The organism is Prescottella sp. D32, assembly GCF_037287305.1.
GTDB lineage: Bacteria > Actinomycetota > Actinomycetes > Mycobacteriales > Mycobacteriaceae > Prescottella > Prescottella equi.
Map to the genome: position 1 here is coordinate 147622 of NZ_JARBSW010000004.1, position 12317 is coordinate 159938.

General features: G+C 68.9%; 11 protein-coding genes. 6 read left to right on the forward strand and 5 right to left on the reverse strand.

Annotated elements, in window-relative coordinates; genetic code table 11:
• Positions 1–66 precede the first annotated feature (66 nt).
• Entirely contained in the window at positions 67–420 is a 354-nt protein-coding gene (locus PSS76_RS17925) for a hypothetical protein (protein ID WP_005513378.1), read from the forward strand.
• A gap of 66 nt (positions 421–486) precedes the next feature.
• Here PSS76_RS17925 and PSS76_RS17930 read toward each other — a convergent pair whose 3' ends face one another.
• From PSS76_RS17930 to mptB, 5 genes are all read right to left on the reverse strand, one after another.
• On the reverse strand, positions 487–1461 hold the full coding sequence (locus PSS76_RS17930; protein ID WP_022595824.1) for a COX15/CtaA family protein: 975 nt from the start codon (positions 1459–1461) through the stop codon (positions 487–489).
• Between the two features lie 74 nt (positions 1462–1535).
• Entirely contained in the window at positions 1536–3119 is a 1584-nt protein-coding gene (locus PSS76_RS17935; protein WP_337456483.1) for a hypothetical protein, read from the reverse strand.
• Positions 3120–3187: 68 nt separating this feature from the next.
• Positions 3188–3985: an ABC transporter permease gene (locus PSS76_RS17940; RefSeq protein WP_013415953.1), complete on the reverse strand. Its 798-nt coding sequence runs from the start codon at positions 3983–3985 to the stop codon at positions 3188–3190.
• Entirely contained in the window at positions 3982–4911 is a 930-nt protein-coding gene (locus PSS76_RS17945; protein WP_064058626.1) for an ABC transporter ATP-binding protein, read from the reverse strand. Before PSS76_RS17945 ends, PSS76_RS17940 begins: the two co-directional genes overlap by 4 nt.
• Before the next feature lie 54 nt (positions 4912–4965).
• The gene (gene mptB, locus PSS76_RS17950; protein ID WP_005513370.1) at positions 4966–6636 is read right to left on the reverse strand and encodes a polyprenol phosphomannose-dependent alpha 1,6 mannosyltransferase MptB; all 1671 of its coding nucleotides are present in this window, start codon (positions 6634–6636) and stop codon (positions 4966–4968) included.
• A 195-nt stretch (positions 6637–6831) separates the two neighbouring features.
• On the opposite strand from mptB, the gene PSS76_RS17955 reads away from it, so the two are divergent.
• The 5 genes from PSS76_RS17955 to PSS76_RS17975 are packed head-to-tail and all read left to right on the forward strand — an operon-like array spanning position 6832 to position 12316.
• Positions 6832–7530 (forward strand): helix-turn-helix transcriptional regulator, encoded by a 699-nt coding sequence (locus PSS76_RS17955; RefSeq protein WP_175274773.1) that lies wholly within the window; start codon positions 6832–6834, stop codon positions 7528–7530.
• Positions 7531–7589: 59 nt separating this feature from the next.
• Entirely contained in the window at positions 7590–9035 is a 1446-nt protein-coding gene (gene sufB / locus PSS76_RS17960; protein ID WP_337456484.1) for a Fe-S cluster assembly protein SufB, read from the forward strand.
• Positions 9035–10219 (forward strand): Fe-S cluster assembly protein SufD, encoded by a 1185-nt coding sequence (sufD, locus tag PSS76_RS17965; protein WP_005513364.1) that lies wholly within the window; start codon positions 9035–9037, stop codon positions 10217–10219. Before sufB ends, sufD begins: the two co-directional genes overlap by 1 nt.
• Before the next feature lie 54 nt (positions 10220–10273).
• Complete coding sequence (gene sufC / locus PSS76_RS17970; protein ID WP_005513363.1) at positions 10274–11047, forward strand: Fe-S cluster assembly ATPase SufC; 774 nt, start codon at positions 10274–10276, stop codon at positions 11045–11047.
• A 6-nt stretch (positions 11048–11053) separates the two neighbouring features.
• A complete protein-coding gene (locus tag PSS76_RS17975; RefSeq protein WP_084955683.1) occupies positions 11054–12316 on the forward strand; it encodes a cysteine desulfurase in 1263 nt (420 codons plus the stop codon).
• Position 12317: the final 1 nt, after the last annotated feature.

Consider the following 12317-nt stretch of genomic DNA (forward strand, 5'->3'; position numbering starts at 1 on the left):
GACCTCGCGGTCGCGTCGGCGGACGGTCGTGTCGGCTCCGCGGCTACCGCACAGTAGTCTGACCCCATGAGCACCGATACCCAGAGCACCGCTGCGGCCCCGGTCCTGCCCTCGGGCACGGTCGCCGCCATCCGGAAGTTCATCTCCGAGCACGGCGGATCCGCGAGCGCGGTCATCCAGCCGGTGGGTCGGGCGGGCGTGCGGATCACGCTCGTCGGCGCCGACGGCATCCTCGGCGACGAGGTCGTCGACAACGTCGCGATCGCGAACGCGATTGTCGCGTCCATCGACGAGCTCACCGTCTCCGAGTGGGACCGTGCGCTGACGAGCGTCGTGACGCCGCGTAAGGGCCACTTCGCGAAGATGGCCGGGTGGGTGGCCCATCAGACGCGCTTCCCCAAGGCGCGCAACGAGCGCTGACATACCGAGAAGGCCGGGATCCTGCGATGCAGGGTCCCGGCCTTCGTCGTCGGTGGGTGCCGCCGCTCAGACGGAGGTGACCGCCTCGGCGTCGGTGCGGGCGTCGACCGGCACGCGGACCCGGCCGGCCGCGTACAGGGCCGCGGTCGCGGCGGTGCAGGCACCCGCGAGCGCGACGTGGATGGTCACCAGTGCTGCCGGGACGTGCGTCCAGAACTGCACCAGCCCGACACACGCCTGCGCGACGACGAGCCCGACGACCACCTTCAGCCGCAGCTTCACGGCGGCGCTCGCACCGACGGCGTAGAGCGCGAAGCCCAGGCCGACGAGCAGAGCGAGGTAGGCGACGAGCAACTCGGCGTGCAGGTGCACGAGGTTGGTGATGTCGAGGTCGAGACGTTCGACGGTTCGTTCCGGGTTCTTGTCGCCCGCGTGCGGCCCGGCGCCGGTCACCATGGTGCCCGCGACGAGCGTGCCGGCCAGTGCGACGCCGGTCAGCGCCGTGAGCCAGCGGAGTTGCTTGGGGAGAGTGGTCACCTCGACGCCGTCGTCCGGCTGGTCGATCTTGTGGTAGAGCATCACCGACAGCCACACCATCGCCATCGACACCAGCAGGTGCAGCGCGACGGTCCACCAGAGGAGGCCGGTGAGCACCGTGATGCCGCCGAGGACGGCCTGGGCCACGGTCGACAGTGGCATCAGCCACGCGTAGGTGAGGACCTCGCGACGGCGTCCGGCACGGGTCACGGCCAGGACGACCGCCGCCGCGGTGGCGACCACCAGGAACGTGAGCAGTCGGTTACCGAACTCGATGAACTGGTGCATCCAGGGCGCCGTGGAGTCGCCGGTCGGAACGAAGCTACCCGGGTAGCACTGCGGCCACGTCGTGCAGCCCAGACCGGACGCCGTGACCCGGACCACCGATCCGGTGACGGCGATTCCGCCCTGCGTCACGATCACCGCGATCGCGATCCACTTCTGGACCGCCAGCGACGGCAGCGGTAGACGGTTGACCAGGTTCACAAACCCGCGATACAGCACGCCCCGATGGTAGAGGGCGATCCACTACGAGGTGTAGTTGGCCCCGGTTCGGTCGGTGTGACGTTCGACGGCGCTCACGACCCCGACGATCCGGTCGACCCACCGGAACCACCGGCGTCGGGAGCGACGGACACGATGCCGGAGATGGTTCCCTGCATGTACCGGCCGTCGTCGGTGATGAGCGCCGACATCTGCAGCGTGTCGCCGAGCAGCGTGCCGGTAACCGTCCTGGTGGTCTTCACTGCGCCTGTCTCGGGGTCGAGGACGGCGTACGCGAAACCGTCGAGCGGCGTCGTGGTGTCGAGGCCCTGGCGGACCATCGTGTAGATGTTGCCGTCGGCGATGGACAGGTGCGGGACCGCGGAGCTGCGGACCTGGTTCTGCCATTTCGTCTCGCAGCCGTTGCCGTCCGCGTCGACGTCCACCCGGGTCATTCCGCCGCGGAACGGCGCCGAGGCGGGCACCGCTTCACCGGCGCCGGCGGGGACCGTCGGGTACGGGTAGCCGTAGGTGCTTGCGACGAAGACAGAGTTACCGACGCCGATGGGGGAGTTCTCGCTGCCGCTGCCCGACCCGACACTGCCACTCACGCTGCCGGACAGGCTGCCGCCCGAACCGCCGGAGCTGTCGCTGCTGCCCGACAGGCTGCCGCCGTCACCTGGAGGCAGTACCGGTTCCTTGCAGACCTCCTCGCCGGACGCCGAACGGTACACCAGCAGGTTGACCTGGCCGTCGGCGTTGTCGACGATCGTCAGGTACTCGGAGCCGGTCACCGGACCGAAGTAGGTGGGCGTGGAACCGGTGCCCCAGCTGAGCTGCCCGGGCTTGCGTGCCGATCCTCGGTCGTACTCCCGCCGCCAGTCGATCGCGGGCTGGGCGTCCGGTCCCGCGCTGAGCTGATAGGTGGCGTGGGTGGTCGCCACCGCGGTGCCGTACTCCGAGGTCGAGATGCTGTTCTGCACCTGCTCGCCGTCCGGCAGTGCAATCGTGCGGGCGGCGCCCTGGGCGTCGACGGTGCCGACGATCCCGCCGCCGGTCGCGAACCACACGTTGCCCGCCCAGTCCGGTGCGAGACCCGTGACGTTGTCACCGTCCGGGATTGCAGTGGTCAGATCGACGCTGGTGTCGACGGCGAGCTGCCACGTGCCGTTCACCTGCTCGTGCCCGATGCGCAACAGGTGCCGGGTGCCGTCGACGACGACGAGACGATCGTCGGAGTCGAGGTACGCGTACACCCCGCCGAGCAGGCTGCCCTTGGCGAGCTGCAGTTGGGCGAGTGAGCCGCCGACCGGGAATGTCGGCGCCTCCGGGTCGATCAGGTGGACTGTGGGGTTCTGCCCGATCATCGTCGTGCACAGCGCCACGACCAGACCGTCGGAACCCTGCAGCAGCGTCGGGCAGGCCGACGCCAGCGGGTACTGCGCGATCGAGACGTCCCCCGTTCCCGGGCCGGCGAGGCGGGTTGCGTCCGAGGAGCCCGCGTCGCCGTGCATGGTCGACGTCCCGTCGGGGCCGAGGTGCGGGTTCGGGGAAGCGAGCGGGCCCCACACGGGGGCCGCGTCGGCCGTCAGCGGTGCCAGGGCGAGGGCGAGTGCGCCGCACGCCGCGACGGAGGTTCGGCGGAGTCCGGTCATCAGGGAATCGGTCACGCCGGTCATTGTCGATCCGGCCGGTCGGTTCCGGGAAGTATTTCGCCGGACACGCGCCGAATGCACGAATACTCGTGTCAGACGAACTTGAACGTCCTGGTCGCGACGAAACCGGTCACTGCGGCCCATGCCGCGAGGATGGCCACACAAGCGAAGTTGACGGTCCCGCCGGTGGCGTCCTCGAGGGCTTGAGCCAGCGCGCCGGAGGGGACGATCTGGGCGGCGATCCGGACGCCGTCGTTGATCTGGTCCGCGAAGATCACGCTGCCGATGCCCGCCATCGCGAACCACAGGATGTTCGCGAGCGCGAGGACGATCTCGGCCCGCAGTGAGCCGCCGAGCAGCAGACCCATGCACGCGAACGTGACGGTGCCGAGCGCGATCACGACGGCGCCGAGGGCCAGGCCGAGCACGCTCGGCCGCCAGCCGAGCGCGAAGCCGATCGCGCCGAGGATCAGCGTCTGCATCGCAACGACGATCACCACCGCGGCGCTCTTACCGGCGATGATGCCCCACTTGGGCAACGGGGTCGCGCCCAGGCGTTTGAGCGCCCCGTACCGCCGGTCGAAGCCGACGGCGATGGCCTGTCCGGTGAACGCGGTCGACATGATCGCCACCATCATCACCGCCGGAACGATCGTGTCTACCCGATCGGTCCCGAAGTCGCCGATCGGCAGCAGCGTGAGGCCGATCAGCAGCGTGATGGGGATCAACATCGTGATGAGCAGCTGCTCGCCGTTGCGGAGCAGCAGCGTCAGCTCCAGCTTGGTCTGCGAGGCCAGCATCCGAGCGGGAGGCGCCGGCTGCGGATTCGGGGCGAACGTGCCGGCGGCGAAACGGTTGTCGGCCAAACGTTCGTGGTTCGTCACGCTCATCCCCTCAGATCCCGTCCCGTGAGTTCGAGGAAGACGTCCTCGAGCCGGCGCTGGTCGACCCGGATCTCCGTGGCGAGGGCGTCCTGACCCGCGCACCACGACGTGACCGCCGCGACGATGTGCGGATCGATCGCGCCGCGCACGACGTAGTCGCCGGGGGAGACCTCCTGCGCCTGGAAGTCGGCGGGCAGTACCGCCTGCAGCGGCGTCAGATCGAGCCCGGGCGGGGCGACGAGGCTCAGCAGACCCTCCGCCCCGGTTCGGGTCACCTCGGACGGGGTGCCCGACGCGACGATCCTGCCGTGGTCGATGATGACGAGTTCGTCGGCCAGCTCCTCGGCCTCGTCCATCAGGTGCGTGGTCAGCAGCACACTGACACCGTCCCGGCGCAGCGCGTCGACGAGCTCCCAGACCAGCAGGCGCGCCTGCGCGTCCAGCCCGGCGGTCGGCTCGTCGAGGAAGACCAGTTCGGGGCGTCCGACGAGAGCGCACGCCAGCGACAGTCGCTGCTGCTGTCCGCCGGACAGGCGGCGGTACGGGGTACGGCGGGCGTCCTGCAGGCCGAGGCTGCGCAGCAGCCACTCGGGATCGAGTGGATTCGCCGAGTACGACGCGACCAGGTCGAGCATTTCGCCCGCCTTGGAACCCGGATATGCGCCGCCGCCCTGCAGCATCACACCGATGCGTGGCCGGAGGGCCGCCGAGTCGGCGATCGGGTCGAGTCCCAGCACCCGCACCGAACCGGCGTCGGGTGCGACGAAGCCCTCACACATCTCGACGGTGGTGGTCTTGCCCGCACCGTTCGGGCCGAGGAGAGCGAGCACCTGGGCCCGCTCGACCCGGAGTTCCAACCCGTCGACGGCCCGTACCTCGCCGAACGTCTTGACGACGCCCTCGAGCCGCACCGCGGGCTCACCCTTCTTCAACGTCGTCGCCGACGTTCTGCCAATCACGAGGATCCAGCCTAAGCCCCGGCCCGATCAGACCGGTGCGGTGGTCTGCTGCGCCCGCCACGGCAGCAGGTTCCGGGTGAGGATGATGACGGTCAGGCAGGTGAGGGTCGTCGCCACCGCGGCCTGCACGATCATGAACGGCTGATACTCGGCGCCGTTGGGCATCAGGATCACGCCGACGACCGACGAGAAGGCGATGGTCGGGACTCGGAACACCGGCCGGGTCGCCCATGCGGCCAGCGGGATCACCGCCCAGAGCAGGTACCACGGCTGGACCACCGGGAACAGCAACACGATCGCTCCGAGCGAGACGCCCAGCGCGCCCACCGGGTGGATGCGGCCGACGAGCACGGCGACCAGCATGCGCAGCGTGATGAATGCCGCGACCAGCGACGCGATCGGGCGGGTCAGGCTCAGCACTGCGGTGGTGTGGTCGCCGAGTCCCAGCAGGACGCCGACGAGCCCGGTCCCGAGCCCCAGCAGGGTCGGGATGGACATCCAACTGCGCACCTCGGTCGCCGTACCCAGGGTCTGGGTCCAGCCCATGCCGAGCCCGCTGGCGACACTGACGAAGACGGTCACCGCAATCGCGACCACACCCAGCAGTGCGGCGGCGGACGCGAGTGCCTTCGTGTTCGAGCCCCACCTGCGGGCGAGCGCCATCCCCACGAACCCGAGCGCGAGCAGGGACGGAATCTTGATCGTCGACGACAGCGCGATCAGCGTCGCACCCGCCAGCAGCAGCACGAGCGCGCGCCCGCGGATCGGATCCTTGCCCTCGACGGCGCGCAACGCGAGTTCCACGCCGGCGAGCATGAGGCCGATCATCAGCGCTTCGTTGTGGATCCCGGCGACCAGGTGGAACAGCACGAGCGGGTTCGCGGCGCCGAGCCAGAGGGCACTCACGCTCGACACCCCGCAGCGCCGGGCGAGCCGGGGCAGCGCCCACACGATCATCGCGACGCCGGCAAGGGCCAGGAGGCGGTGCAGGAAGATGCCCGCCACGATGTTGTCGCCGGTGAGCCAGGTGATCCCGCGGCCCATCCAGAGGAACAGCGGGCCGTACGGCGCGGGGGTGTCCCGCCAGATGTTGGGCACCGTGCGGGTGAGGACGTGGTCGACGCCCAGTGCGCCGGCCGGACCGATCTCGTACGGGTCCAGTCCGCGGGCCGTGATCTCGCTCTGGGCGAGGTAGGAGTAGACGTCCCGGCTGAACATCGGCGGCGCCACCGTGAGCGGGATCACCCACAGGAGCAGCGTCCGATCGAGTTGGGACCGACTGAGCTGGCGGATCGCGCGTCCGCCCCGCATGCTGCCGACCGCGAACCGCCCCAGCAGCAGCCAGGCCAACACGACCATCACCGTGCCGGTCATCGCCATGCTCAGCGTCGCGCTGGGCATGCGGGCGGGAAGTCCGAGGATGCGCAGCCCCTGGACCGGGTTCTGCAGGACGGGCTGCGCGCCGGCGCCGAGGGCGCCGACCGCCATGAGGACGGCGCCGGTCGCGCCGAAGAGGCGAATCCGATGAAGCTGCCGCGTCTCGTGCCCGTCGAGTCCGGGCGCCTCCGGTTCGTCGCCGTGCAGGCGGTCCGACACGGAGGGTCGGTGGGAGCGGCCGTCGACGCCGAGCGCACGCTTGGCGAAGGCGGTCACCTTCTCGGCCCGAGACGGGGCCGGGGCTTCCGACTCGTGTTCCATCTCGGTCTGCGGCACACGGTGCAGCGTAGCGGTGCGAACGAGGTGTCCCGGCCGGGGTCGCGCGGGCCGGCCCCGAATCGGGTGTGTCCCAGATCACGCAGGTAACCCTTCGTGGACCGATGCGCTTAATTCCGTCACACTGGTGTTGTGAAATCGGAAGCGGCTCGACGCGCGAGTGGGGAAAGGGTAGGTCACGTGCCTGCTCAGACGTCCACGGGCGCGGCGCTGCCCGTGGCCGGCGCGCACGAGGGACACACTCGCGCCGCGGTGGTGCAGTTGCTCGTCGAGGAGGGGCCGATCTCGGCCACCGACATCGGCGCGCGACTCGGCCTCAGTGCGGCGGGTGTCCGACGCCATCTCGACGTGCTCATCGAGGCGGGGGAGGCGCAGGAAGCCAGTGCCGCCAGCTGGCGCCAGCGTGGTCGCGGTCGGCCGGCGAAACTGTTCCAGATCACGGCGGCGGGCCGCGGAAAGCTCGGCCACACGTACGACGATCTCGCGGGCGCGGCCATGCGTCAGTTGCGCGAGATCGGTGGAGACGCGGCCATCGAGGACTTCGCCCGTCGCCGGGTGCAGTCGATCGTCGGTTCGGTCGCTCCGGTCGACGACGACGAACCGGAGGCCGTCGAGTCGACGGCGGAGGAAATCGCCGAGGCGTTCACCTCGGCCGGTTTCGCCGCGTCGATCCGTCCGGTCGGCAACGGTGTGCAGATCTGTCAGCACCACTGCCCGATCTCGCACGTCGCGGAGGAGTTCCCCGAACTCTGCGAGGCGGAGCGGGCCGCGTTCGCGGAACTGCTCGGCACCCACGTCCAGCAGTTGGCGACCATCGCGAACGGCGACTGCGCCTGCACCACCCACGTTCCTCTCGCATTACCCCGAAAGACCTCATAGATGTTCTCTCCGGTGGACAGCTCACACCGGTACGTAACAAGACTCCGGAAGGAGCTCGCATGACCGTCACACCAGACCAGGTGACACCCGAGGCGCCCCTGTCTCAAGAAGAGACGATCGCCTCGCTGGGCAACTACGAGTACGGCTGGGCGGACGCCGACGTCGCCGGTGCCAGTGCGCAGCGAGGTCTGTCCGAGGACGTCGTGCGGGACATCTCCGCAAAGAAGAACGAACCCGACTGGATGCTCGACATCCGGCTCAAGGCGCTGCGCACCTTCGACAAGAAGCCGATGCCGCACTGGGGCTCGAATCTCGACGGCATCGATTTCGACAACATCAAGTACTTCGTGCGGTCCACGGAGAAGCAGGCCGAGAGCTGGGAAGACCTGCCCGAGGACATCAAGAACACGTACGACAAGCTGGGCATCCCGGAGGCGGAGAAGCAGCGCCTGATCGCCGGTGTCGCAGCGCAGTACGAGTCCGAGGTCGTGTACCACCAGATCCGTGAGGATCTCGAGGCACAGGGCGTCATCTTCCTCGACACCGACTCCGGTCTGCGTGAGCACCCGGAACTGTTCCGTGAGTACTTCGGCACGGTCATCCCGGCTGGCGACAACAAGTTCTCCGCGCTGAACACCGCGGTGTGGTCCGGTGGATCGTTCATCTACGTGCCGCCGGGCGTGCACGTCGACATTCCGCTCCAGGCCTACTTCCGGATCAACACCGAGAACATGGGTCAGTTCGAGCGGACGCTCATCATCGTCGACGAGGGCGCTTCGGTGCACTACGTCGAGGGCTGCACGGCCCCGATCTACAAGTCCGACTCGCTGCACTCCGCGGTGGTCGAGATCATCGTCAAGAAGGGCGGCCACTGCCGCTACACGACGATCCAGAACTGGTCGAACAACGTCTACAACCTGGTGACCAAGCGCACCAGGGTCGAGGCGGGCGGCTCGATGGAGTGGATCGACGGCAACATCGGCTCCAAGGTCACGATGAAGTACCCGGCCGTGTGGATGATGGGCGAGCACGCCCGCGGCGAGGTCCTCTCCGTCGCGTTCGCCGGCGAGGGTCAGCACCAGGACACGGGCGCGAAGATGCTGCACCTGGCGCCGCACACGTCGTCGACCATCGTGTCGAAGTCGGTGGCCCGCGGCGGCGGGCGCGCGTCTTACCGCGGTCTGGTCCAGGTCAACAAGGGCGCCCACGGGTCGAAGGCGACCGTCAAGTGTGACGCCCTGCTGGTCGACCAGATCAGCCGCTCGGACACCTACCCGTACGTCGACGTCCGCGAGGACGACGTGACGATGGGTCACGAGGCCACGGTCTCGAAGGTCAGCGACGACCAGTTGTTCTACCTCATGAGCCGCGGTCTGACCGAGGACGAGGCCATGGCCATGGTGGTGCGCGGGTTCGTCGAGCCCATCGCCAAGGAGCTGCCGATGGAGTATGCCCTCGAGCTCAACCGCCTGATCGAACTGCAGATGGAAGGGGCGGTGGGCTAGTGAGCACCCCCGTGACGGGAGTACAGGGCGCGGCGGCCGGCGAGAACGTCGCCCCCGCGACCAACAAGGGTGAGGTCTTCACCTCGTTCGACGTCAACGCGTTCGAGGTGCCCGCCGGCCGGGACGAGGCGTGGCGCTTCACGCCGCTGCGCCGGCTGCGCGGGCTGCACGACGGCAGCGCCGTCGCGACGGCCCCGGCGGTCGTCGCGGTCCACGGCGACGTCCAGGTCGAGACCGTCGGCCGTGACGACGCCCGCCTCGGGCAGGGTGGCGTTCCGTTCGACCGGGTTGCCGCGCAGGCGTACTCGTCGTTCGAGTCTGCCACCGTGGTGACCGTCGGTCGGGAGACCGAGGTGGCCGCTCCGGTCCACATCGAGGTCACCGGACCGGGCGAGGGCGAGGTCGCGTTCGGGCACCTGCAGATCCGGCTCGAGGAGTTCGCGAAGGCCACGATCGTCCTCGACCAGAAGGGCAGCGGCACCTACGCGGAGAACGTGGAGTTCGTGATCGGCGACAGCGCGTCGCTGACCGTCGTCGCGGTGCAGGACTGGGCCGACGACGCCGTCCACACCGCCGCGCACCACGCTCGGCTCGGTCGTGACTCGGTGCTGCGGCACACGTCGGTGAGCCTCGGCGGCGACCTCGTTCGCATCACCCCGACGGTCAAGTACGCCGCGCCCGGTGGCGACGCCGAGATGCTCGGCCTCTACTTCGCCGATGCCGGCCAGCACTTCGAACACCGGCTGCTCGTGGACCACTCGCAGCCGCACTGCAAGTCCAACGTCGTGTACAAGGGTGCGCTGCAAGGTGATCCGGAGTCGGGCAAGCCGGACGCGCACACCGTGTGGATCGGCGACGTGCTGATCCGCGCCGAGGCGGAGGGCACCGATACGTTCGAGCTCAACCGCAATCTCGTGCTCACCGACGGCGCGCGCGCCGATTCGGTGCCGAACCTCGAGATCGAGACCGGCGAGATCGTCGGCGCCGGACACGCCAGCGCCACGGGACGTTTCGACGACGAGCAGCTGTTCTACCTGCGGGCCCGGGGGATCCCCGAGGACCAGGCCCGGCGGCTGGTCGTGCGTGGCTTCTTCCACGAGATCATCAATCGCATCGCCGTCCCCGAGGTGCGGGAGCGTCTCGAGGCCGCTGTCGAGGCCGAGCTGGCCGCGGTCGGCGCCTGATCCGGTTCGCCGCCCTTACACAGATACTTCGCCGATACCCGCATAGGAAATCGAATGTCTACGCTTGAAATCCGCGACCTGCACGTCAACGTCGCCAACTCGGACGAGAACGCCGAGCCGATCAACATCCTCAAGGGTGTGAACCTCACCGTCCGTTCGGGCGAGACCCACGCCATCATGGGCCCCAACGGTTCGGGCAAGTCGACGCTGTCGTACGCGATCGCCGGTCACCCCAAGTACGAGGTGACCTCGGGCACCATCACCCTCGACGGCGAGAACGTCCTGGAGATGAGTGTCGACGAGCGCGCCCGTGCGGGCCTGTTCCTCGCGATGCAGTACCCGGTCGAGGTGCCCGGCGTCTCGATGTCGAACTTCCTGCGCACCGCCGCTACCTCGGTCCGCGGCGAGGCCCCGAAGCTGCGGCACTGGGTCAAGGAGGTCAAGGAGGCGATGAGCGAGCTCGAGATCGATCCGACCTTCGGTGAGCGCAGCGTCAACGAGGGCTTCTCGGGCGGCGAGAAGAAGCGCCACGAGATCCTGCAGCTGGGCCTGCTCAAGCCGAAGATCGCGATCCTCGACGAGACCGACTCGGGCCTGGACGTCGACGCGCTGCGCGTCGTGTCCGAGGGCGTCAACCGTTTCAAGGAGCGTGAGAACGGCGGAATCCTGCTGATCACGCACTACACCCGGATCCTGCGCTACATCGAGCCGGAGTTCGTGCACGTGTTCGTGAACGGCCAGATCGTCGAGTCGGGTGGACCCGAGCTCGCCGACGAGCTCGAGACCAACGGCTACGTGCGCTTCACCCAGGCCGGGGCGGGAGCGTAGTCCGCGATGACCACCACGGCGGCTGCGCTGGACGTCACCAGGATCCGGGAGGACTTCCCGATCCTGGGGCGGACCGTGCGTGACGGAAAGCCCTTGGTGTACCTGGATTCCGGTGCCACCTCGCAGCGTCCGGTGCAGGTGCTCGACGCCGAGCGGGAGTTCCTGACCACGTGCAACGCGGCGGTGCACCGCGGTGCGCATCAGCTGGCCGAGGAGGCCACCGACGCGTACGAGGGTGCCCGTGCCGCGATCGCCTCGTTCGTCGGCGTCGATTCCGACGAGCTGGTGTTCACCAAGAACGCCACCGAGTCACTCAACCTGGTCGCGTACGTGTTCGGTGACGACCGCTTCGACAAGGTGGTCGGGCCCGGCGACGAGATCGTGGTCACCGAACTCGAGCACCACGCGAATCTCGTTCCGTGGCAGGAGCTTGCGCGGCGCACAGGCGCCACGCTGCGCTGGTACGGCATCACCGACGACGGCCGGATCGACCTCGATTCGCTCGAGCTGACCGACAAGGTGAAGGTCGTCGCGTTCACGCACCAGTCGAACGTGACGGGCGCGATCTCGCCGGTGGCCGAACTGGTCCGCCGGGCGCGGGCCGTCGGTGCGGTGACCGTGCTCGACGCGTGCCAGTCGGTGCCGCACCTCGCGGTCGACTTCCGTTCCCTCGACGTCGATTTCGCGGCGTTCTCCGGGCACAAGATGCTCGGCCCGTCCGGTGTCGGGGTGCTCTACGGCCGCCGCGAACTGCTGGCGTCGATGCCGCCCTTCATCACGGGCGGTTCGATGATCGAGACCGTCACGATGGAGGTCAGCACCTACGCGCCGCCGCCGCAGCGCTTCGAGGCCGGCGTGCCGATGACGTCGCAGGTGGTCGGGCTCGGCGCCGCCGTGAAGTACCTCGAGAACATCGGCATGGATGCCGTTGCAGCGCACGAACACCTGCTGGTGACGGCGGCGCTCGAGGGCCTCGCCGGCATCGACGGCGTCCGGATCGTCGGCCCCACCGACGGAATCGATCGCGGTTCGGCCGTCTCGTTCCTCGTCGACGGGATCCATGCCCACGATCTGGGTCAGGTCCTCGACGACGACGGCGTGGCCGTGCGGGTGGGACACCATTGCGCATGGCCGATGCACCAGCGGTTCGGCATCGCCGCCACCGCTCGAGCGTCCTTCGCGGTGTACAACACCCTCGACGAGGTCGACGCGTTGATCGCCGGGATCCGGCGGGCACAGGACTTCTTCGGCGTCAGCGGAGGTAACTGAG